20 protein-coding genes and 2 pseudogenes are annotated in these 20,483 nt (G+C 62.5%); 10 read left to right on the forward strand and 12 right to left on the reverse strand.

All coding sequences use genetic code 11. From position 1 onward, the window contains the following. Positions 1 to 31: 31 nt before the first annotated feature. Complete coding sequence (locus ACYVL5_RS15535) at positions 32 to 1,288, reverse strand: hypothetical protein (protein ID WP_460596491.1); 1,257 nt, start codon at positions 1,286 to 1,288, stop codon at positions 32 to 34. 277 nt (positions 1,289 to 1,565) lie between these two features. Between ACYVL5_RS15535 and ACYVL5_RS15540 the strand changes: the two genes are divergently transcribed. From ACYVL5_RS15540 to ACYVL5_RS15565, 6 genes and pseudogenes are all read left to right on the forward strand, one after another. Next, entirely contained in the window at positions 1,566 to 2,987 is a 1,422-nt protein-coding gene (locus ACYVL5_RS15540) for a Wadjet anti-phage system protein JetA family protein (RefSeq protein ID WP_460596492.1), read from the forward strand. A 177-nt stretch (positions 2,988 to 3,164) separates the two neighbouring features. Beyond that, entirely contained in the window at positions 3,165 to 3,800 is a 636-nt protein-coding gene (locus ACYVL5_RS15545; RefSeq protein WP_460596493.1) for a DUF4194 domain-containing protein, read from the forward strand. Beyond that, positions 3,787 to 7,215: an SbcC/MukB-like Walker B domain-containing protein gene (locus ACYVL5_RS15550; protein ID WP_460596494.1), complete on the forward strand. Its 3,429-nt coding sequence runs from the start codon at positions 3,787 to 3,789 to the stop codon at positions 7,213 to 7,215. Before ACYVL5_RS15545 ends, ACYVL5_RS15550 begins: the two co-directional genes overlap by 14 nt. After that, positions 7,212 to 8,405, forward strand: a complete 1,194-nt coding sequence (locus tag ACYVL5_RS15555) for a Wadjet anti-phage system protein JetD domain-containing protein (protein WP_460596495.1) — start codon at positions 7,212 to 7,214, stop codon at positions 8,403 to 8,405. Before ACYVL5_RS15550 ends, ACYVL5_RS15555 begins: the two co-directional genes overlap by 4 nt. A 52-nt stretch (positions 8,406 to 8,457) precedes the next feature. Then, positions 8,458 to 9,069 (forward strand): hypothetical protein, encoded by a 612-nt coding sequence (locus ACYVL5_RS15560; RefSeq protein WP_460596496.1) that lies wholly within the window; start codon positions 8,458 to 8,460, stop codon positions 9,067 to 9,069. Positions 9,070 to 9,403: 334 nt separating this feature from the next. Further along, a pseudogene (locus ACYVL5_RS15565) lies at positions 9,404 to 9,820 on the forward strand (DUF2459 domain-containing protein); the annotation flags it as partial. A 323-nt stretch (positions 9,821 to 10,143) separates the two neighbouring features. Here the strand turns inward: ACYVL5_RS15565 and ACYVL5_RS15570 are convergent. From ACYVL5_RS15570 to ACYVL5_RS15585, 4 genes are all read right to left on the reverse strand, one after another. Further along, on the reverse strand, positions 10,144 to 10,515 hold the full coding sequence (locus ACYVL5_RS15570) for a pyridoxamine 5'-phosphate oxidase family protein (protein ID WP_460596497.1): 372 nt from the start codon (positions 10,513 to 10,515) through the stop codon (positions 10,144 to 10,146). 310 nt (positions 10,516 to 10,825) lie between these two features. After that, positions 10,826 to 11,182 (reverse strand): helix-turn-helix domain-containing protein, encoded by a 357-nt coding sequence (locus tag ACYVL5_RS15575; protein ID WP_460596498.1) that lies wholly within the window; start codon positions 11,180 to 11,182, stop codon positions 10,826 to 10,828. Between the two features lie 351 nt (positions 11,183 to 11,533). Beyond that, entirely contained in the window at positions 11,534 to 12,814 is a 1,281-nt protein-coding gene (locus ACYVL5_RS15580; RefSeq protein ID WP_460596499.1) for an OmpA family protein, read from the reverse strand. 44 nt (positions 12,815 to 12,858) lie between these two features. Continuing rightward, a complete protein-coding gene (locus ACYVL5_RS15585; RefSeq protein WP_460596500.1) occupies positions 12,859 to 13,887 on the reverse strand; it encodes a hypothetical protein in 1,029 nt (342 codons plus the stop codon). A 283-nt stretch (positions 13,888 to 14,170) separates the two neighbouring features. Here ACYVL5_RS15585 and ACYVL5_RS15590 point away from each other — a divergent pair, with 283 nt between their 5' ends. After that, positions 14,171 to 14,383, forward strand: a complete 213-nt coding sequence (locus ACYVL5_RS15590) for a hypothetical protein (protein ID WP_460596501.1) — start codon at positions 14,171 to 14,173, stop codon at positions 14,381 to 14,383. Positions 14,384 to 14,457: 74 nt separating this feature from the next. On the opposite strand, the gene ACYVL5_RS15595 is transcribed toward ACYVL5_RS15590, so the two are convergent. Then, positions 14,458 to 14,889 (reverse strand): bacteriohemerythrin, encoded by a 432-nt coding sequence (locus ACYVL5_RS15595; RefSeq protein ID WP_460596502.1) that lies wholly within the window; start codon positions 14,887 to 14,889, stop codon positions 14,458 to 14,460. Between the two features lie 290 nt (positions 14,890 to 15,179). Here ACYVL5_RS15595 and ACYVL5_RS15600 point away from each other — a divergent pair, with 290 nt between their 5' ends. From ACYVL5_RS15600 to ACYVL5_RS15610, 3 genes are all read left to right on the forward strand, one after another. After that, positions 15,180 to 15,605, forward strand: coding sequence for a Spy/CpxP family protein refolding chaperone (locus ACYVL5_RS15600; RefSeq protein ID WP_460596503.1), 426 nt, complete (start codon positions 15,180 to 15,182; stop codon positions 15,603 to 15,605). A 13-nt stretch (positions 15,606 to 15,618) separates the two neighbouring features. Further along, positions 15,619 to 16,017 carry a response regulator gene (locus ACYVL5_RS15605; protein WP_460596504.1) on the forward strand — a complete coding sequence of 133 codons (399 nt, stop codon included), beginning with the start codon at positions 15,619 to 15,621 and terminating at the stop codon, positions 16,015 to 16,017. Positions 16,018 to 16,193: 176 nt separating this feature from the next. After that, positions 16,194 to 17,030 (forward strand): hypothetical protein, encoded by an 837-nt coding sequence (locus tag ACYVL5_RS15610; protein ID WP_460596505.1) that lies wholly within the window; start codon positions 16,194 to 16,196, stop codon positions 17,028 to 17,030. Positions 17,031 to 17,272: 242 nt separating this feature from the next. Here ACYVL5_RS15610 and ACYVL5_RS15615 read toward each other — a convergent pair whose 3' ends face one another. From ACYVL5_RS15615 to ACYVL5_RS15640, 6 genes and pseudogenes are all read right to left on the reverse strand, one after another. Then, the gene (locus tag ACYVL5_RS15615) at positions 17,273 to 17,617 is read right to left on the reverse strand and encodes a PadR family transcriptional regulator (protein ID WP_460596506.1); all 345 of its coding nucleotides are present in this window, start codon (positions 17,615 to 17,617) and stop codon (positions 17,273 to 17,275) included. Further along, the gene (locus ACYVL5_RS15620; protein ID WP_460596507.1) at positions 17,614 to 18,159 is read right to left on the reverse strand and encodes a permease; all 546 of its coding nucleotides are present in this window, start codon (positions 18,157 to 18,159) and stop codon (positions 17,614 to 17,616) included. The genes ACYVL5_RS15615 and ACYVL5_RS15620 overlap by 4 nt, the downstream gene beginning before the upstream one ends. Further along, complete coding sequence (locus ACYVL5_RS15625; protein WP_460596508.1) at positions 18,159 to 18,632, reverse strand: permease; 474 nt, start codon at positions 18,630 to 18,632, stop codon at positions 18,159 to 18,161. The genes ACYVL5_RS15620 and ACYVL5_RS15625 overlap by 1 nt, the downstream gene beginning before the upstream one ends. 394 nt (positions 18,633 to 19,026) lie before the next feature. Beyond that, a complete protein-coding gene (locus ACYVL5_RS15630) occupies positions 19,027 to 19,803 on the reverse strand; it encodes an HAD family hydrolase (RefSeq protein WP_460596509.1) in 777 nt (258 codons plus the stop codon). Positions 19,804 to 19,903: 100 nt separating this feature from the next. After that, positions 19,904 to 20,224 (reverse strand): YkgJ family cysteine cluster protein, encoded by a 321-nt coding sequence (locus ACYVL5_RS15635; protein ID WP_460596510.1) that lies wholly within the window; start codon positions 20,222 to 20,224, stop codon positions 19,904 to 19,906. A 139-nt stretch (positions 20,225 to 20,363) separates the two neighbouring features. Continuing rightward, positions 20,364 to 20,483, reverse strand: a pseudogene (locus ACYVL5_RS15640) (IS1595 family transposase); the annotation flags it as partial.

Here is a 20,483-nt window from a genome sequence, read left to right on the forward strand (position 1 = left end):
CATTCCACTTCCCTCCTATCAAAGCTCCCCGTCATCTCCCGTGACCACCCTCCTCGCGGGGGGCTCCTCCTCCGTGCGGAGCCGGGGGCGCTTCATGAGGCGCTCCGCGCGGTTCGGCGTGCCCACCCATTGACGGGGGCGCCATGCGCGGCATCTCCCGAGCGGGCGAATATCCTGCCGGGGGGCGGATCTCCCGTACGGCCGGCTGTTCCCGGCGCTGTACCGGGGGCGGGGCGAACTCCCGCGGGGTCCGCTCTTCGCGGCGCGGTTCTGCGGGCGGACGGTACGTAGTCGCTCCCGGCCGTTCGCGGCGAGGCGCCGCCTGCTGGTGCGCGGGCTGTTCGTGTCCGCCTCGTTGCACTCCAGCGGGAGCGGGCTCGTGGCGAGCTCGTTCCGGCGAAGCACCTCCCGGAACTTTCTCCCGTCCACCGGTTTGATGTGCGGCAGGAGCCCGGTACGGCGCGCCGGCGCGTTTCGCCGGGACCACTCCCGGGCCGCTCAGGGCACCCGGTCTGACGGTGGCGGCAATGCCGGGACGACCACGGTTGGCCGAGGCTCGCAGCCCCGGGTCGCGGCGGGCCGCCTGGGTGTGCTCTCTTTGCGGGGCGATGGGGCCGGAGCCCCGCTCCCTGGTTGCCGCCAACTGGGCCGTCGTCGGGCGTACATGCACCCCCCGCTCGCCGCCGCTGAAGCTTACCCGCCTGGTCGTGCTGCGGTTGACCGGGCTTCGATAGACGGTCGTGACGTTGGACCCTACGTTGTTCACCGCGCGGTTGTAGTAGAAATGTCTATCCCGCCAGTATCCCCCGTAGTATCCGTACCCGTTGTAGCCGCAGCCGTAGTTGATCCCTCCGTAGTAGCCCACCACCGGGCCCCAATAACCTTCGTTCCAGAAATAGACCCCGTTGTCCCACGCCCAGTAGCCGGGAGTCCATAGCCAGCCGGGGTAGGGGGCGGGGACCCAGGTGCCGGGCACCCAGTAGTAGCCGTACTCCGGATCCCAGGCCCAGTATCCCGGGACCCAGATGTAGTCCGGGGCGGGGGGAGGAGGCTGGACGTAGACCGGGAGCGCCGGCGGTGCGAAGGTAACCGAAATCCCCACCGACACTGCGGCAGACGATGAGGCCGGGACGGTCACGATGAAAACGGTGGAAAGGAGCAGCGCCACCAAGAGCACCCCCTTGGCGGCAGTGAAGACGAGGCGCCAGCGCTTCGCTCCCCGGATGGGAAATGTCGCCGGGAGGCTGGCGCCGGTACGCGCGTCACGAACGGTCTCTTCTTCAGTCATGGATCACCTCGCGGAGCTGCGATTCTTTTATCCGGATCGGCGTAGATCGTGTTCTTTGTGTATATCAATTTTATCACCGCAGGCATTCTCTCGGCTCAATGGAAATGCTCTGACACTATGAACTGACTGAAGCGTCGTCACCTATGGTGGGCCTTGGTCAATCATCCCTGCGAATATCTCTGACGCCTTGACTTTGAGGCGATGATAGGTCAATGTGAACCGCTGTACGCCGCGGTCTTGCCGACCGTATCACGCCTATTCTTCGAGTCGATGGCTGATGCTTTTCAAGAAACTCCCCGACGACATTTTCAAGCCGCTGGCCGGCCCGAACCGGCATCTTTACGAGGATGTGCTGCTGGCTCTCTATCCCGTTTTCTTCGACGAGAACGAGGCGGAGGACTTCTTCCCGCGCCGCGACGCCGTGATCGCCGAGATACAGGAAACGCTCGGGCGGATCGAACGGCTGCAGTGGGTAGCCGAGAGTACCGAGGATACCGAGGAGATCGAGCAGTTCCCCACCGTTCCCCGCTGCGCCGACTATCTCTACCATCGGCTGATCAGGACCGGCTGGCTGGAAGAGGACCAGGAGGGGTACAACAAGACGGTGGTCATGCCCCCCATCGTCAGCTCCCTCCTGGCGTCGCTGATCTCGATCTCGCACAACGAAAAGAAGAGCTACGGCGGCACCGTGCTCGGTATCCTGGTCCAGATCGAAGCGGCGATCAACAATCCCGACGAGATGGGGCAGCTCTTGATCGAGGCGGTGGACAATACACGCAAGTTCACCAGCCACTTAACCAGCATCATCTACGGGTTGAAGGACATCCAGTCACAGATCATCGCCAGCCGTTCGCCGCGCGAGATCTTCGCCTCCTTCTTCGACGATTTCGTCACCAACATCCTGATCGCCGACTACAAGACCCTGCAGTCGGAGAACAACCCGTTCCGGTTCCGCACCCGCATCCTCCAGCACCTGCGCGTCTTGCAGGGGAAATACGAGACGGCGGTTGCCATCGCCAAGCATTACGCGGAGCGCTACGGGGAAACGGATACCAGGTCGCTCATGCGGGTCATGGACGACATCCAGTACCTTGTCCGCTCGTTCGAGCTGGTGGACCGGCGGCTGGCCAAGATCGACCAGTTCCGGGCCCGCCTGGAGGACCGCGTTGCCGAAACGGTGCGCTACCTCGACAAGACGACCCCGGGGATGCGCAACCGGATCGCCGCCGTCCTGGAAGCGGTCGGGGCGGGGGGGGCGGCGGCCTGTGGTCCGGATGGAGAATTCCCGTCGCCGCCCACCCTCATGAACCATCCCGTTCTCTCGCCCAACAGCGTGCGGCTGGTTGCGCGGCGGCGTTCGCCCTTGTCGGGCCAGGTGCTGCGGGAGGCGGCGGTTTCGGCGGAGGTGATCGCCAAGAGCCGGGCGCTGACCCTCTACATGGCCCGCCGGAGGGTGACGCCCGACAAGGTGGTCGCCTACCTCGAGCGGCACCTGGCAGCGAAGGACCAGGTGAATGCGCAGGAGATGGAGATCGAGACGGTGGAGGATTACGTCGCCTTCACTCACGTCAAGTTCCTCTCCAAGCTCGGCAGCAAAGGGTTCGGCCTGGCGACGAGGTACGAGGTTGAACCGACCGGCGAGCCGTGCCGCAACCGCTGGCTCGAATGTGCAGGGTTCGTGGTGAGGAGAAGGATATAGATATCTTATACCCTCGCCCCCCCTGGGGGAGAGGGTGGCCGAAGGCCGGGTGAGGGAAGATTTTAAAGCCTCCCTCACCCCTGCCCCTCTCCCCTAAAGGGGCGAGGGGATAAGGAAGTGCTGCCCCTCGCCCTTGGAGGGGCGAGGGGATCTGTACGTATTAGTAAGGAGCACGGGATGCTTTACGAATTGAAGAGAGTGCTGGATGCGGAAGGGGACCTGCTGGCGGCGGATATGCGGCAGACGGCGTCGGTCCTCCTCGAACGGCAGTTTCTCTACGCCGACCAAAGCCGCGACAGGAAACACTACCACCGGGTGATCGGCCACATACCGTATTTCACCAACCTCTTCGATGCCCTTAACCGTCGGCTCGTCTACGATCAGGATTACGGGCTGGTCGGCATCCTGCCGCAGGACGGCGCGCGGGTGGTGCAACTGAGCCAGGAGGAGTCGCTGCTCCTCCTTTGCCTGCGCCTTCTCTACGAGGAGGGGGTGGAGAGGTTCGAGGCGCGCCAGGGGTCAGTGTTCACCGAGACCGAAGCCCTCCTCAACCGGTACCAGACCCTGGTACGCCGCGAGCGCCCGGGACTCGTGCGCCTGCGCGAGATCCTCCGCACCTTCTGCCGCTTCGGCATCATCGAGGTGGAGGACGAGCAGGACCGCGTGATCTCCCTGCAGATCCGTCCCGCCGTGCGCATGGTCACCACCGAAGGGTATATAAGCCAGCTCGAGTCGATGATCGCGGGAGGCGAAGAGGAGGCTGAGGAAGAGGTGAGCGAGGTAACCGGGGAGAGCGCAGATGAAGAAGCTTAACAAGATCGTACTGGTCCAGTGGTATCTCCTTTCCGCGGTGGAGATCCCGGTGCGCGGCAACATGGCGATCGTGGGCCCCAACGCCTCCGGGAAATCCTCCATCCTCGACGCGGTGCAGACGGTTTTGACCGGCGCCAACAAGAACCGGGTCATGCTCAACGCGGGAGCGGGCGAGCGGAGCCGGCGGAGCATCCGGGAGTACTGCCTGGGGGTGGTGGACGATCCCAATCTCTCCGCCTCCATCCGCCCGCGCGAGCAGGCGACCACCTATCTCGCGCTCGGATTCATCGACGAGGCGACCGGGGAGGAGAGCTGCGTGGGACTCGCCTTCAGCGCCACCCTTTCCGACCCCGACGAGCGGGTCGACGGGCGCTTCATCGTCCCCGGCCTGTCGGTGGGGATCGGCGATTTCGTCCGCTCCACCCCGCAGGGACGGGAGACCATTCCCTGGAGCGAGGTGAAGCACTCCTTCAGCCGCCGCTTCCCCGGGACGGTCTCCTTCCCGACCCAGGCGGGGCGCTTCACCAAGGAGCTCTTCGCCCAGTTGAGCGAGGACAAGGGGTACCCCAACGACGACGAGACCATCCTCAAGAACCTGAAGAACGCCATCGTCTTTTCCCCCATCACCGACACCACCGAGTTCGTCAGGAAGTTCATCCTGGAGGAGGACGAGTCGCTCAGGCTCGGTGACCTGCGCCGCGCGCTCAAGAACTACCGGGACATGAGCACCAAGGCCGAGGAGGTGGCGACCAGGATCGAGAACCTCGCCGCCATCACCGCCACCTGCGACGCCGCCATCAAGGCGCACAAGGCCCAGGCGACCTTCACCTGGATCGGCCATACCGCCCAGATCGACCGCATCATGGAACTATTGGGCCCCGAGCAGGAGGCCCTGGAGGCGGCCGAGTCCCAACTGGAGGAGATCGCCCAGGAGGAGGAACGTTTCGATCTCAAGATAGAGAACGACATCGGTGCGCTGGCGGAGAAGAAGGCCCTGCTCGCCAACTCCGACCTCGAGCACCGCAAGAAAAAGCTGGAGCTCGACCTGGAGCGCTCGGAACGGGAGACGGGCGATGCCCTCAAGGCCTTGGCCGGGGTGAGGAAAACCCTCAAGGGGCTTCCGGAGCGAAAAGAGCTTGTCGAGGCGGCACCGGCGCCGCTCGCCCGCGCCATCCGGGACGCCAACGGCCTGGTCACCACGGGAGAGGGGATTTTGGAGTCGCTCTGGCCCTCGGACCCGGCAGCGGCGGATGTGACGGTTTCCACCTTGCTCGCCGCCATCGAAGAGCACCTGCCGTCCCTGGAGAAGAGCAGCAGCGCGTACGGGTCCCGGCTGGTCGACATCGACCGCCAGGTGACCGAGCTCGCCAAGCGGGCGGCCAAGCTGAAGGTGGGGAAGGCGATCAGCGACGAGACGGAAAGCCTCTGCGACCTCTTGGCGGAATTCAAGATCCCCTCCACGCCTTTGTGCGACCTGGTGGACGTTTCCGACCCGCGCTGGCGAAACGCCATCGAGAGCTGCCTGGGAGCGCACCGCGAGGCGCTAATCGTCGATCCGGCGCAGGCGACCGACGCCATCCGGGTCTACCGGCGGGAAGGGCGCCAGTTCAACAAGGGGCAGCGGGTGGTCGACACCACCAAGAGCGGCCGCTGGCTCAATAAGGCGCTGCCGGGGTCGCTGGCGGAACTGGTGACCACCGACAACGAGCACGCGCGTGCCTACGTCAACCGGCACCTCGGGAACGTCATGCGGGTGGAGACCGAGCAGGAGCTCATCAAGCACGACCGGGCCGCCACCGCCGACCTCATGCTCTACACCGGCGGGGCCACCACCGCGATGCGGCCGGTTGATTCCATCCTCGGCCGGCAGTCGAGGGAGCAACTCCTGGAGCGGATCCAGGAGGAGGCGCGGGAGAAGAACCTGGACCGCGAGGCCCTCCAGAAAAACGTCGAGATCCTCTTCGGGCTTCGCCAGGCCCTGGGGAAGGTGCAGGCGCTGAAGGAGTTCCCGCTAAGCCTCCAGGAGCTGGCCCGGGTGCGCGACGAAGGGCAGGGGCGGCTGGAAGGGCTCAGGCAGGAGATCCAGGATCTCACCCAGCACGAGGACAAGGGGCTCAAGGGTTCCATTGCCGCCCTGGAGAAGGCGATCGAGGAGGCGAGGAGAGGGCGCGAGGCGCTGAAGAAAAAGACGGTCGAGCTGCAAAATGCCATCGCCAAGCTAAAAAGCGAGCTTGAGGCCAAGGAGCGGATGCTCGACCACTTCGGCAAGGAGCGTGACAACTCAAGCCACAGCCGCCATTTCGTCACTGCCGAGGCGATGGACGTCATGGAAAGGCTGCGGGAAAAATTCTCCTGGGACTACAACGCCCTGATCGACCACGCCGAGCAGGAGGCGAGGCAGGCTTCCGACCGGATCGGCCGGACCGAGGAGAAGGCCCGGGGACAGTTCCGGGAACACTGCAACCGCTACCTGCAGAGTTCGGAGGAGGCGGTGCCGGCCGGAGACGGCTCTTTCGAGGAGGTCTCCTACGCCGTGCGGCTGATGAAGAAGAGCCTGGAAGACACGGCGCTGGCGGAATACCGGGAGAAGTCCTCGCGCGCGCTTTACGAGGCGGAGATCGCCTTCCGGGCCAAGTTCGTCGTCAACCTGAACGCCCGGCTGGAGAAGGTGAAGTCGCTCGTCACCGACCTGAACCGCCACCTCAAGAAGCGCCCCTTCCACGACGAGATCTACCAGTTCAAGTGGAAGAACAATCCGCAGTACGAGAAGATCCTCTCCTACATCGCTTCGCTCGACGCCGCCAGCCAGGCCAACGTCGGCGGCCTCTTCGACCTGGCGAACGATCCCTCCTCACCGCATCGGGAGGCGATCGAGGAGATCGCGGAGGCGCTCAAGGACGAGAATCATTCCAAGCACCTGGAGGATTACCGCAACTATCTGGTCTTCGACTTCACCATGTTCGACAAGGACGGGACCCAGAAGACCTCGCTCAAGCAGCGCATCCAGAAGGGATCGGGGGGCGAGAACCAGGCCCCCTTTTACGTGGCGATCGGGGCCTCGCTCGCCTCCGCCTACCGGATCGGCTCCACGGCGACCGGTGAGGGGCGCGGCGGCGTGGCGCTGGCCCTTTTCGACGAGGCGTTCAACAAGCTCGACCTGGAGAACTGCTCCAACTGCCTCACCTTCTTGAAGGACATCCATCTGCAGGTGATCCTGGCGGCTCCCGACGAGAAGTACGGCATCATGTCGGAGAACATGAGCACCATCGTCCGGATCTTCCGGGACGGCGGGAACGTCGATCTCGAGGTGGAGTACCCGACCGAGGAGGGGCAGCGCCTGCTGAGATCGGACAATCCCTACTTCGCGCCGCCGTCTGAGCCTTCCCTGGCGCCGTTCGAGGTCCCCGCACCATGAGCCGGTACGGAGAGGAGTTGCTGCTGAAGATGCTTCGGAAGTGGGAGGCCTCCCCCGATATGGCCGTCTCGCTTCCCATCACCCGCAGCCGGGCACTTTCCTATTTCGAGGCGGAGAATCTCGACGACAAGGACGCCCTGCACGCCTACCTGAACTCTGCCGAACGCGAGGAGGCGATACATCTGAAATGGGGGCGCCTCACCACTGCCCATCTCGTTGAACGGATCACCCTGACTGACGGCGCGAAGCTCGCCGCTTTTCTCGGCCTGCCGGTGGCGAGCGTCGAGGCGGCGCGTGCCTTGGGAGACCTCCGGCCGGTCGTGGCGGGGATGCCTTCCTGGATCGCGGATCTGGCCGAGGAGATGGCCGAGCATTGGCGGGTGGGAAAAACCGCCCACGGTTTGGCGGTGACACAGGTGGGTGAGGCCGGGGAGCTTCTTCGGGCCCTGGACGCCGTCGCGGCCGGGAAGCAGGAGGGGCTGGATCTGCGCACCTTCAGCGCGCGCCATGTCGGGGATTCCAAGGCGATGGAGCGGATGATGCCCCGTTTCTCGCGGATCTGGCAGCGGCAGTTTCCGGGGGATGAGCTCGACCCTGCCGAGCTCTACCAGTCGCTGGGGCTGGTGAAATTCCCTCACCCGGTCCTTTTCAGGGGGCCGATAACCATCCGCAACCGGGGGCGGCTGTTCGACTTTCGCGCCGTCCGCCCCTACCTCGGTTTCCCTCCGCAGTCCGTCGACGGGGTGGAGTTCCCGTCTCTGCCCTCCTACGTCCTGTTCATCGAGAACCCCGCCTCCTTCAACCGGCATGTCGCCGAGGTGGAGGATGAGGGGCTGGTTCTTTACACGGCCGGTTTCCCCTCGTCGAAAACGCTGTCGCTGATCCGGATGCTCGACCACGAGCTTCCCTCCGGCGTCCCGTTCTTCCACTGGGGTGACCTCGACCTGGGCGGAGTGCGGATCATGGCGCGGATACAGGATCAGCTGCAACGGACCTTGCATCCCCACCTCATGACCCCGGAGTTGCTGGCCCGGTATGGAGAAATCTGCGACCGCCTCGACACCGGGAAGTTGGCAGCCTTGGCTTCACGCCATCCCTTCCTCTCGCCGCTGGTCGAGGCCATCCTGGCTCACGATCCACCCCGGTGGCTGGAACAGGAAAACGTTGATCCTTGCGGTCCGCTCCCCTGAGCGCATCACGTCTTTCCTTCAAGTTTGGCAAGCATCTTCCGATAACGTCGGCATGAAGATCTATGTCACCGCATATTCGTTGATCACCGTCACCGCGTTCATCCTCATCGGCCTGAAGCGGGACGCATGCACGCTGCTTCAGCCGGGGTACCGCCGGTTTCTGGCCGTCCCGTGGAAGGTCTCCACCTTCCTCCTCGGGGCCGTCGGCACCTCGGTCATCGCGCCCTACACCGGCGACCCGACCTGGGACTACTTCGACGCCTTCTTCATGGCGACCTTCACCTTCCTCTCCGCTCCCTGGGCCGTCGGTGTCATCTGGAAGACGATCCGCCGGCAGGGGAGGGCGTGGGAGCTTTACTGCGCCCTCTGCCTCTGGCTTTTCTCGGCCAGCTGGTCGTACGACCTCTATATCCTCCTTCGCGACGGCTCCTACACTCCCATGTGGCTCGAGAACCTTTACGCCTCCTCCTTCCTCTACTTCCTGGCTGGCCTGTTCTGGAACCTCGAATGGCGCGCCGGCCGCGGGGTGACCTTTGCCTTTCTCCACGACGGCTGGCCGGCGCGGCCGGAACGCCACTCCGTCGGCCGCATCATCTGGTACATCCTTCCCGTCTCCCTCGTCGTTGCCTGGCTCTTTATGGAGTTCGTCGTCCGCAGCAACTGATACCCGTAGGGGGGGACAATCCGTGCCCACGCGGCCTGACTGATACTCGTAGGGTGGGCACCCTGTGCCCACGCGGCATGAAGAAACGGTGGGCATACAGGGCCGCGCCTCCTTACGGATGTTAAAATCCCGCCTTTCTGGCATCCTTTACCTGGTAGCTCACCTGGAAAAGCCACGGGGGCAGGAGCGATGTCCACTACAGGTAACGATTTGCTGCGGCGGAAATGGCGGGTGCTGGTGGCGGTGGTGTTGACGATGCTCCTTACCGGGTGCGCTGCCGGCAAGACGTGGAAATACCCGCCGGCATCCAAGGCCGAGGAGCGCTCGGTCTTGGATGCCGGCGCACGGATGGCATACGGGCGTCGTGTTGTCGGCGGATGACCTCGGGGAAGAGCTTGCCTTTGTGAAGGAGTATCTGTCGCCGGGGAGGTACTACGAGTTCGGCTGGGGCGAGGCGGAATTCTACCAGGCGGAAAAGGTCAGTAGCTGGGTCTTCCTGAAGACGGTGTTCTGGCGAAATCCCAGCGTCATGCATGTCTTTTCCATTCCGGCGACTCCGGCGAAGTCGTTCCCCGGAAGCGAGATCGTGGAGCTCAACGTGTCGGAAACGGGTTTGGCGCGGATGAGGGAGCGGTTGCGGGCGAGCTTCAAGCTCGACGCCAGCCACCGCCCGTATCCTCTCAAGGACGGCGCGCATGGGGAGGGGAGGTTCTTCGATGCGGTAGGGTATTACGTCATCTTCGACACCTGCAATACGTGGACGGCCAAGGTGCTGGAAAGCGGAGGAGTTCCGATGGATACCGCCTTCACCTTGCGGGCCGCGGGGGTCATGAAACAAGTCAGGGCGGCGAAGAAAACCTTCCCTCACCCGGCCTTCGGCCACCCTCTCCCCTTTTTACCTCTCCCCTCGCCCCCACTGGGGGAGAGGGGCGGGGGTGAGGGTAGGGCTCCGACAAAACCTCCCTCACCCGGCCTTCGGCCACCCTCTCCCCTGAAGGGGCGAGGGTATAAAGAGTCGGGCCTTCGGCCACCCCTGAAGGGTGAGGGTATAAGGAGTCGAACGGGGGGGAGGGGCTACCAGGTTTGGGTGATGGATTCGGGATCGACCGCCAGGGCGGCGCGGACCCAGCTGAACTTGGCCTTCAGGAGGTCGAAGTCCGGGCCGGAGGTTTCGAAGGTAGCCTTCCCTTTGATGAGGAATCCGGCGCCCGGCCCGTGCAGCCCCTGGACTTTGCTGCTCCCGAGGGTGATGAGGATGTTGGGGTTGGAGGCGACGTTAGCTTCGGTGCGGTTCATATAGCCGGCGGGGATCAGCAACCGCCCCTCTTCGGTGATCTTGACGTAGCTGTTCCACGTGTTGACCATGTGCGGCCCGTCTTCCCCCAACGTCGCGATGGCGACGATGCCATCCTGTTTCAGTATTTCCAGCAGCTTCTCGGGAATCATGATCCTTCTCCTCTTTCGTTTGCATCGGTTGGCCAATTCATTCATCAGGGACGTCGAAAGGGAGCGCCTCCACCGGCAACTCCGTCCGCAGCCAGAGGTACGGGAGCGGTCGGGGGAGCTTCCCACTCATTGAGCATAGAAGAGAAGTGTCCCCATTAAAAGGTGCAGTTGTGAAATTAAATATGGGGGCAGCGGCGACGGGCCTCGGACGCCAGGTATCTCGTCACAGGGGCTGCTGGAAAAAGGTCGGTCCAGTAGGTGACATGCTCAACGTACACGAAAGCCAGGGGCGGGAAACCAGTGAAGGTAGCTACAGGAACAGTCGATAATCGCCGACATTGAGGGCTTTTGCCAGTCGTTTCGCCCACTCCTTGCCGATCTGCCGTTTTCCGTTTTCCAATTCGGAGATATGCCTTTGGGGGATGCCGGTGGCTTCGGCAACTTGCCGTTGGGTCAGCCCTTCCCTGAAGCGTGCCCCTCTGATAGCCATCCCGCCGGCGTTATCAGCGTAACCGGGGAAGGCTTCTTGAATGGTGACACCACCATCGCTCTCTTTGGCCCCGATCTGCTTGGCATACTCGCGCAGCTTGCCGATCTCCTCCCGGCTCCCGACGAAACGGGCCTCCAGTTGGTTTTCAGTACGGTGCTTTTTCGTGCGTTCCAACATAGGTGACCTCCACGAGTCGGATCTCCCCGGCAACTTCTTGCCATACCGCGACGTACGTCGGCTTCCCTTTCTTCAGATGACAGTGGTGACGGCCGGGACCGAGCTTGCCATAGTTGGGCCAATCACCCCTCACCGGCCCTCGTCGCGAAATCTCGTGTAAAAGAAAGAGGAGAGCCCCCCGGACCTTTTCCGGAAGCTTCTCTTTCTGCTTGTCCGCCTGCCTCGTTAGCCTCACGGCATAGACCGTAATATACCTTATTTATGTATCATGCGGTCAAGGTTAAAAAGGCCCCGGTAAGTAGAAAGAAGAAGGCCGCCCCGGTGATGGGGGCGGCCTTCTTGGCGCCGGGCTTAGAACTTCACGAATTCGACCCGCCGGTTGTTGGCCCTTCCTTCCGGGGTCTTGTTGCTGTCGATCGGCTTGCTGTCGCCGAAGCCGGCGGTCTTCAGGCGGCCGGAATCGATCCCCTTTCCTTCCAGCCACGACCTGACCGCTGCCGCGCGCTCCTCGGAGAGCGGCTGGTTGATCTTCTTGTTCCCCTGGTTGTCGGTGTGCCCCTCGATGGAGAACTTCAGCTCGGGATCATCGTTCAAAAGGCCCAGGATCATCTTGAGGGTCGGGAGCGACTCACCCTTGATGGTGGACTTCCCGGTGTCAAACAGGATGCCGTGGGTGACGATCCTGCCGTCGGTGTCGAGCGCCGACTTGATCTCCTTCCCGCCGGCCGCCAGCCTGAAATTGGTGAACATCACGTTCTCGGCCTTGAAGTTGTTGGGGGTGGACATCTGCAGACCGAGCTGCTTGATGGGGCGCTTCACCCCGTCCGGGTCGTTGATCACCCGCTGGTTGTCGACGTAGGCCTTGACGAAGGTGCCGTTCACGCTGATGGAGACGTGGTGTACCTTGCCGTCGTTGAGCTTTACCTTGGTCATGGTGTTGGCGGAGACGTTGTCCTGGCCGGAGATCTGGAGCGCGGCAGGGCTTGAGCGCCGCCAGAGGTCGATCTTCTTGTCGGCGGGGACGAAGAGGACCTTGTACATGACGTAGTAGACCGGCGAGTTGTTGACCGACGAGAGGACGGCGTCGAACTCGATGGTGAACTTCTCCGGGAAGTCCCCTTTCTGGTCCAGCCGCAGGTATTGGGTTGCGGGGGGCATCCCCCCGGTGCCGGGAACCGAACGGAGGAAATGTTTCCCCTGGTACTCGACGACGTCGACCGTGTTGTTGTTGCCGGGCTTGGGGCCGTCGAGCGTCCACTTGCGCGGGAACTCGCCCACCTCGGTCTCGGCGAAATCGTCGTGGAAGATCATCTGGTCACCCGGGACGAAGTCGAACTTGGTGAGGACCCTTTCCGCTTCTTCTATGGAGATATCGGCCGGCAACGGTGCCGCCGACTGCTGTTGCCCTCCCTGCGGCGATCCCCCCTGCGTCTGCTTCGCGTTGGGCGCCTTGGACTTGTCCCCCTTCACGGCCCCCTTGGCGGAATCGTAGGCGCTGTTGCCGGCGTCGTTCACCGCACGATTGCCGAGCCTTTTCCCGGCCCCCTGGATCGTGTCGCTCAGCCAGTCGGCGTGGCAGACCGCCGCCCCGGCCAACAGAAGCACTCCTCCCAGCAGTAGCTGTCGTTTCATGGCTGTCCCCCCCTTACTTGAATTGGTTCTTTGGCCGTTTCAGGTTATTGACCGGTCAAGGCCTTGCCGATCTCCCCCCAGTCCGAGGTGTGCAGCGCCTGCCAGACCCTGAAGGGGCTCACGTCGCCTTGCACCGTCTTGCCGGGGGCGTCGTGGTTGAGGTTGCCGCTGTAGCTGAAGCGGAGGGCGATCAGCTGGAACGCGGAGCGCGGCAGGGACGGGTCGTACCAGGCCGGGTTGATCCGCACCAGCGGCCGTCCCTCTTCGCTCCCCACCGGCGCGAGGGTCGGCTCGTACGGGTCCCAGGTGAACTGGCGCGCCTGCATCTTCCGCTCCTCCGGCGTCATCCTCTCCAGGGCGGCCCGGTGCCTGGCGACGATCTGCGGGAGGAACACGGTCTCCTGCGGGGTCTCCCTGGCCATCGCCTGCCAGTACTTGAGATAGACCGTGACGTACTCCTCCCTGGTCACCGGTATCCAGGGGACCACCCCGTTGCGGGTGAGGAGCACGAGCTCGTCGCCGCCGTCCATCCGGTAGACCGGGAAGCCCGCCATCTCCGCCACCTTCCGCGGTTCGTAGATCGCCTTGGAGGCGAACCCGCTCTCCCCCCCGATGCCGTCGAAGCCTTGGCCGGGATCGTTGATGGAGACGTGGATCTCGTCGGTGGTGCAGCAGATGCGGACCGGTTTTCCGCTCTTGGGGGCGAGATGGTAGAAATGGAAGCGGAGGTACCCGAAGCCGGGGATGGGAAGCTTGGTGGAGGCGGGGAGGGAATCGTTGGGGCGGAAGTAGCCGATCACCTCCACCCCGCGGGGGGGGTGGAACACCGGCTGCTTGAGGATGAGCTCGCGCAGCTTTTCCAGGTTTCGCTTGTAGGCGGCGGCGTCCTGGCGGCTCAGCAGTTTCAGCGGCTGGTTGGCCACCGTGACCGTCGCGGTTGCCTTACCGGGATGCTCGGTCAGGAAGGTGAATTCGCCGGCCTGCGCCGCCATCGGGAGTGCCGGCAGTACCAGCAGCACGAAGGTGATGACAACGGCGAGGAGGATCGCCCCTCTCCTGAGTGTATGGTCCATCGGATCGTCCCACTGCACAGAGTGGCGAATCAGACAGTGAGGCCACCCTTGCTCTTTGGATTGCGCAGGTTCCTGTCGGGGTCCTGGTTAAAGCCAGTTGTTGAATGGATTCTATTAATCTACTTCGTCGGCTGGACATGTCAATGTCGGCGCGGCAAAGAAAACTACTGTCTCGGCGACACCCCTGACCGATTCCCATGCTGCCGTTAATTCCATATTTCCTCCACACTGCCTGCACAGTCAGCTGGTATGAGGATCTTAATACTGCTTTGAGGAGGGGGCCATGGGCGCAAAGGGGAGAGAATCGGGGTGGGACGGCAGGGATGGCCGGGACGGGTTCCCCGGCGCCCCGGGAAGAGGCGGGCGGATCACGGTCATCTACGACCCGGCCGCGAGGCCCTACCTCTCCTTGCTCACGCTCTCCGACCGCGACGGCGACGGAAGGGGTGGGCCGGTTCCCGTCTTCACGGAACAGCCGGTGGCGCCGCTTTGGTGAGTGGCGGGAGCCGCACTCCCTTTCGGCGCGGGAGTAGAGCGCGTTGACCGGTATGATGTGACAAGAAAAGCCGGTCAGCGGGCGGTAAGACTCTGTATTTTGTTGGTGATCTTCCAGGCCTTGACGAAGTCGGCGAACTCCACGTCGACTTCGAGGATATGGTGGGTGATCCAGTTGTGGATGAAGTTCAGGGTCTCGAGGGTGACCTCTTTCTCTTCCTGGTGCCGTCTCGTGAGAGCCAGCACCCTTTCGGTAAAGAGCTCATGCTCTTTTCTATGCCTTGGCAGGTCGGGGTAACTGGCGGAAGCCATCCAACTCTCCTCGCAGGCGAAGTGATAGTTGGCGTAGTCCACGAGCTCCATGAGGACCGGTCGAAGGTTGAGCGGTGAGGTGTCATCGTTCAACTGGCGATACCCTTTGTTCAGCAGGTCCACCAGGCGCCGGTGATGCTGATCGACCTCTTCAATGCCAACCACGAAAGCAAAGTTCCACGTTATCATCGTCATGCCAGCCCTGCCAGAATAGAATAAGGTGCGATTCTCAGTCATAAAAGGTTGCCGTCTGCCGCTCTCCTTGTCAAGCCGGCGTAGGAGTTTCACCTGCTTATGTCATTCTTTGGCGCTGGTGAGTGTTCTTCTCCCTGAAGGTAGAGCCTCCTGAAACTGACTCCGTTCCCCGTTGACAATTCTCCACATCTCTTTACCCAACTTAATGGTGCGCTGCGGTACCTTTTAGTCATCGACACCGATACCGGCGGGCGCTTCCCCAAGTGTCCAATCAACAGAAGGAGGAGACGATGAAAAAGGTAATGGCAGGAAGCACCGTGGCGCTTCTCATCTTCGGGCTGGCGAGCTTCGGCTCCGCGGCAGGGTTTCCCCCACCGCCCGATCCCGTGCAGTCGATGGCCAAGGCTCTCGATCTGACCGCTGCCCAGCAGGCCCAGATCGAGGCGATCATGCAGGCCGCCCGCGATGCCGACGCCTCCCTGGTCCAAAAGGGGGAGGAGCTGCGGGCGCAGCTTCGTCTCGCCGGGTGGGCGACGAGCTACGACGAGGCCTCCGTCCAGTCCCTGGCGGCCGCTTTGGCCCAGGTCGAGGAGGAGCTGACGGTCTCCAGGGTGAAGACGCGCTTCCAGGTGAACGCCGTGCTGACCTCCGCTCAGCGTACGCTGGCCCAGAAGCTTGAGCCCGACCCCGGCCGGCGCCCAGCTCCGCCACTTTGATCGGGGGGCGGCCATGGAGCGCGGAAACGTCCTCGTAGTCGACGATGACGACCATTTCAGAAAGCTCTTGAAGTGCGTCATCGAACAGGAAGAAGTCGGCGTCGATGCAGCCTCCAACGGGCTGGAGGCGCTCGGCATGCTGAAGAAGGGGGGCTACGGCCTGATGATCACCGACCTCAACATGCCCGGGCTGAACGGGCTCGAGTTGTCGGAGGAGGCGAAGCGGCTCTATCCGAAGCTCCGCATCGTCATGATCACCGGCGACGCCTCCTTCGTGGTGGAGCGCGAGGCGTCGCGGATCGGGATTTCCCCGGTGCTGAGGAAGCCGTGCCGGCCGGAGGACATCCTGAGCATCGTCTGGTGGTACTCGCGGAAGGCCCGCGTCCCCCGGGGCCTTCCGCTCCATCATTGAAGCCATCCAGAAACCGTAGAAACGAAACTGGAAAACCGGGACAGATCTATTATTTCGTAATGAGCGTGTGCCGCTTTGTCTCGGCATCAAGGGGATCCAGGGGTTGCCTTTAATGTGAAGTTGATGTATTAATGAATTTTTTTGCTTCACAATTCAACCCTGGAGGAAAAAGTTCAATGAAGAAGATTTTCCTTGCTGTCTTCGGCCTCGTGATGATGACAGCGACCGCCGCGCGCGCGGAACACAAGCTGCTGGTAACCGACATCCTCGATCCCAAGCAGGTGGAAGCCCAGGCCACCCTCGAGTACACCCACGCTGCCGGCAACCTCGGCAGCCCGGCTGACGGCACCGGCAAGGTCTACTACAACACCACCGAATCCCTCTACTCCGTCGGCGTCGGCATCATCCCCGGCTTCGAGATGACCGCTTCCATCCCCTATCTCTTCAACGAGCGCGCGAAGGTCGAGATGCCCGGCCTGGATCCCGAGCTGGAGCAGCGCGACGGCTTCGGCGACTTCGCCCTGCAAGGTAAGTTTCACCTGCTGGGTGGCGAGGAGGAGCGCTACGCGGTGGTCGGCGGCCTCGGCCTGAAATTCGACACCGCCGGCAAAGGTTCCGGCGGCACCGGCACCACCGACGTGAGCCCATTCGTGGCCGCGAGCTACAAGCTCAACCGCCACCACACCCCGTACGCCATCTACCGTGCCACCATCAGGAACAACGGCGAGCAGGACACCCACACCCTGACCCTCGGCGTGGAGAAGGAGATCAACGAAACCTTCACCCTCGATGCCAAGTTCGACGCGAACTTCAACACCGCCACCAGCAAGGTGACTGCTAACGAAGACTTCGACATCGAGGCCGCCCCCTACATCCAGGTCGCCCACAACTTCTACCTGATCCCGAGTGTCGCCTACGTCTGGTCCACCGATGTCTCCGACAAGGAGACCGGCGCCAAGGTGAAGGACGTCGACGGCGTCCGCCTCGGCTTCTCCCTCTACTACCTCTTCTAGTCTGCGAGCTCTCGTCCACTCCGAGCGAACAACTCTCAGAAAGAGCTAGCCTCTGACAAAAAAAGCCGCCCGCGGGTCACCCCTAGCTAGTGGGTTATCGTGGGTACGGCAAACGGCACACAAGATGTTGTGGTAAACGAATCAGCCCCTATTCAGGTCTTAAGCCTGGATAGGGGCTGATTTTGTACCTCCGGGGCACTCGCTCCCTCCCGAGGGCTTGTCGTTTATGCCCTCAACCCCTTCTATGGCTTCTTCAACGAAGAGAAAATCTCCAGGAAGTTCTGCAGGTTAACTACTCGCATTTCAATATCCTCCCGCCACTGTTCCAATTTTCCCCATCCCGCAGGGGTGAGGCTGTAGACCTTCCTCGCCGGCCCGCTCCCGCTGGTGTCCCATTCAAAGACGACCTCGCCGTCCTGTTCCAGTTGTTGAAGAGTCCGGTAGATGGCGCCGCTGTCCGGCCGGTAAAGCCCCATCCGTTCCATCAACACGCTGTGTATCGCGCTTCCGTGCACCGGTTTTTCCGCCAGCGCCAACAGGATGAACGCAGGCAAATGCCGATAGTGCTGTCTTACCTTCGCTGTCATACTGCCGTTTCCTCCCTTAAACCCGGCTCCGCCGCGTCGAGCACGGCATCCTCAGGCATGATCATTTCCATCAGGTAGCCGGCACCCAAGACGCACGGTACGGTGAATGCCAGCCGCAAAAGGGCGAAGCGCAGGCCGATGAAACTGCCTTCCATGAGAAGCATCGGAATCTTGATGCTGGCCCAGGTGCCCAGGAAGATCACCATGTTCGCCAACCGCGCCCCCTTGTTACGCAGGGAGAGCGCGATGGGGAATGCGGCATAGATCGGCCCCGCTGCGGCGGTCCCGAGGAGGATGGCAAAGATTGCACCGCGCAACCCGGCACCCCGGCCAAGATGCGCCTCCACCAACACCCGGGGGACCCATGCATCCAGCAGTCCTATCAGCACCATCACCGGCGGGAGGATCATCAGGACCTCGGCCAGGAAACTAAATGCGTTCGTCGCCGAATGTCCGGCCAGCGCTGGTCGCCAGAGGGCCAACGTAACGTCGACGGCTGCGACCAGGAGAAATAACCGGTATTTCATGAGTTGCGTTGCCATCAGAGAAACACCCCCATGAGCAGACCTATGACGATTGCGGCGGCGAAGCTCAAGGTCTGCCGGACCAGGGTAAACCTCACCCCGAAGTAGGATACCTCCATGGGGGCCGAGACAATGCCGACCATCGTCAACGTTGTGATAAACGCGGCCAGAGCGGCCGGAGCCGCTCCCACCCGAAGCAGCGAACCGGCCAAGGGAAAAGCAATCGGGGCGGGAATGGTGACGACTGCGCCAACCAGCGAGATCAGTGCAAAGCCGGTCACCCCTTTGAAGGTGAACATCTTGGTCAGCATCTCTTGTGGGACCAACGCGAGCACCAGGCCGACCAGGGCGATCATCCCCAGCACGTTTGGTATGAGCCCCTGCAGCGATCGGCCGCTGGTACGGAGTGCCTTTTTAGTCCGCTCCGGGTCCCGCCACCAGGAAACCAGCACCACCACCGCTGTGATGGACCAGAAGGAAATTGATACCATCGAACACCTCCATCAGATGCTTTTTGCATCTATATGTAAATTACAGTAGAGTGCTGGTTGTTGAAAGTCAAGTGGAAAGAAGCTCGCGGGTAGGCTAGGCGTAGGGCGCGGCGCTAAAGGTAACGGAAGGCTCCAAACTGCTTGGTGATGCGTGGGGCGGGAGGGGGGCAAACGCAAAGTAGCCCCCAGCGCGGTTTTACGCCCTGGAGGCTACATCCTGTGGTCCTAAAAACCATACCCACGTTAACCCACTAGCTAGCGGGTCACCCCGGGCGGCTTTTTTTTGAAGAAACATGAGAACGTATTTGCGGTGCGGGATTAAGCTTTTGAAGTTTCCAGAAAATGTTTTTATGGGTTATCCGCGTAAATCCGCCAAATCCGCGTCATCCGCGTTCTACTGTTTGATTGGTTTTGCCACGTTTTCCAACACCCACTCGATGGCGGCGACCACGTCGCTCGCCACCATCCCCCCATCGCCGACCAGCTTCTCGTCACCGTCACGGTACTTCCCCGTCTTGACCAGTATCCCGTGCAGGCCGGCCCGCACGGCGGCGGCCACGTCCGATTCCGGATCGTCCCCGACCATCACGCACTCCGAGGGGTGAAGCCCCAGCTCTTCGGCTGCCTCCAGGAAGAACTCCGCGGACGGTTTGCCGAGTACCACCGCGCTGGTCTGGGCGGCGTACTCAAGGGCGGCGACATAGGGGCCGGCGTCCAGTTCCAGCCCGTCTTTCCCCTCGAAGTAGCGGGTGCGGCCGGTCGCGAGGAGCTTGGCACCCTGCTTGAGCAGCCGGAAGGCCTCGTTCATCTTTTGATAGCTGAAATCGTCCTCGGCATCCCCCACCACCACGGCATTGGGGTTCTCCCGGGGGATCCCCTGGAAATCGGCAAAGAGGTTGGGGTGGACCAGCAGGTAGGGGCGCAGGCCGTGCAGCTCCAGGTAGCGCCGGACCGCGAGCGGCGCGGTGAAGATGTGCTCGGCCGGGATGCTGAATCCCATCTCGTTCAGATCCCGGTAGAGGGTTTCGCGCGTCCTGCGGGAGGTGTTGGTGACGAAGCGGACCGGTATCCCCCGCTTCTCGAGGGAGCTTACCGCCGCGACCGCACCCGGTAAGGGGTTGGGGCCGAGATGGATGGTGCCGCTGAGATCGAGAAGTACTCCTCTTATCATGTCTGCCTCCGGTGGGCTCGTTAGGTTTGGGGCAGTCCCCCATGCCGGCCAGGAGGTGGTCCGCAGCCTGGCACCGAAAAGGTGTCCTGTGTACGGATGGTTAGGCGGAGGAGGCGCCGCCCTCGGTCCGGCAGATGAAATGCCGGCAGATGGCGGGGCGGTGGAGGTAGATGCCGCAGCGGCTTCCCACCAGGAATTCGCAGCCGTTTTCGATCATGAGCCTCGGAGGGCCGTAGAGGGCGAACTCCAGGCGGGTGGCGCCCAAGGCCTGGAGTTGCTCGTATTCCTCCCAGGTAAGCTCCACGCTCGGGAAGGAGCGGCAGCAGACCCCGTCGCAGCCGCGGCAACAGGGAGGGTCATCGACCGGTTTCTCCAGCAGTACTCCATGCCGGACTTCTTTCTCACGCCTGGGAAATAACATAGCCACACCCCCCTCTATGACAGCACGTTCAATGACGGGAACCACGGTGACTGGGCGGATCGGAGGATGAGGGGACTATACTGCAAAAGTGGAGGGAGTTTCAATGAAATCACACGAGGAAAGGCTTAGAAAAACCTGATTAGCGCCAATCTTCCGCTAGGCGTAACCACCGCTCTGGTCGGCTGCCAGTCCGGGCAGCGGCAGCAGCGAGGCGGGGAAGCATAGCAGCAAGATCGAAACGACGGTTAAAGCGGTACTG

It is taken from the genome of Geomonas sp. Red276 (assembly GCF_054784495.1).

Bases quoted from the DNA above. Each gene is read 5' to 3' on its own strand.
- ACYVL5_RS15620 (WP_460596507.1), bottom strand. From the start codon at position 18,159: ATGGCAACGCAACTCATGAAATACCGGTTATTTCTCCTGGTCGCAGCC.
- ACYVL5_RS15635 (WP_460596510.1), bottom strand. From the start codon at position 20,224: ATGTTATTTCCCAGGCGTGAGAAAGAAGTCCGGCATGGAGTACTGCTG.
- ACYVL5_RS15585 (WP_460596500.1), bottom strand. From the start codon at position 13,887: ATGGACCATACACTCAGGAGAGGGGCGATCCTCCTCGCCGTTGTCATC.
- ACYVL5_RS15540 (WP_460596492.1), top strand. From the start codon at position 1,566: ATGCTTTTCAAGAAACTCCCCGACGACATTTTCAAGCCGCTGGCCGGC.
- ACYVL5_RS15610 (WP_460596505.1), top strand. From the start codon at position 16,194: ATGAAGAAGATTTTCCTTGCTGTCTTCGGCCTCGTGATGATGACAGCG.
- ACYVL5_RS15615 (WP_460596506.1), bottom strand. From the start codon at position 17,617: ATGACAGCGAAGGTAAGACAGCACTATCGGCATTTGCCTGCGTTCATC.
- ACYVL5_RS15545 (WP_460596493.1), top strand. From the start codon at position 3,165: ATGCTTTACGAATTGAAGAGAGTGCTGGATGCGGAAGGGGACCTGCTG.
- ACYVL5_RS15575 (WP_460596498.1), bottom strand. From the start codon at position 11,182: ATGTTGGAACGCACGAAAAAGCACCGTACTGAAAACCAACTGGAGGCC.
- ACYVL5_RS15570 (WP_460596497.1), bottom strand. From the start codon at position 10,515: ATGATTCCCGAGAAGCTGCTGGAAATACTGAAACAGGATGGCATCGTC.
- ACYVL5_RS15560 (WP_460596496.1), top strand. From the start codon at position 8,458: ATGAAGATCTATGTCACCGCATATTCGTTGATCACCGTCACCGCGTTC.
- ACYVL5_RS15595 (WP_460596502.1), bottom strand. From the start codon at position 14,889: ATGACGATGATAACGTGGAACTTTGCTTTCGTGGTTGGCATTGAAGAG.
- ACYVL5_RS15630 (WP_460596509.1), bottom strand. From the start codon at position 19,803: ATGATAAGAGGAGTACTTCTCGATCTCAGCGGCACCATCCATCTCGGC.
- ACYVL5_RS15600 (WP_460596503.1), top strand. From the start codon at position 15,180: ATGAAAAAGGTAATGGCAGGAAGCACCGTGGCGCTTCTCATCTTCGGG.
- ACYVL5_RS15625 (WP_460596508.1), bottom strand. From the start codon at position 18,632: ATGGTATCAATTTCCTTCTGGTCCATCACAGCGGTGGTGGTGCTGGTT.
- ACYVL5_RS15555 (WP_460596495.1), top strand. From the start codon at position 7,212: ATGAGCCGGTACGGAGAGGAGTTGCTGCTGAAGATGCTTCGGAAGTGG.
- ACYVL5_RS15550 (WP_460596494.1), top strand. From the start codon at position 3,787: ATGAAGAAGCTTAACAAGATCGTACTGGTCCAGTGGTATCTCCTTTCC.
- ACYVL5_RS15580 (WP_460596499.1), bottom strand. From the start codon at position 12,814: ATGAAACGACAGCTACTGCTGGGAGGAGTGCTTCTGTTGGCCGGGGCG.
- ACYVL5_RS15605 (WP_460596504.1), top strand. From the start codon at position 15,619: ATGGAGCGCGGAAACGTCCTCGTAGTCGACGATGACGACCATTTCAGA.
- ACYVL5_RS15590 (WP_460596501.1), top strand. From the start codon at position 14,171: ATGGGCGCAAAGGGGAGAGAATCGGGGTGGGACGGCAGGGATGGCCGG.
- ACYVL5_RS15535 (WP_460596491.1), bottom strand. From the start codon at position 1,288: ATGACTGAAGAAGAGACCGTTCGTGACGCGCGTACCGGCGCCAGCCTC.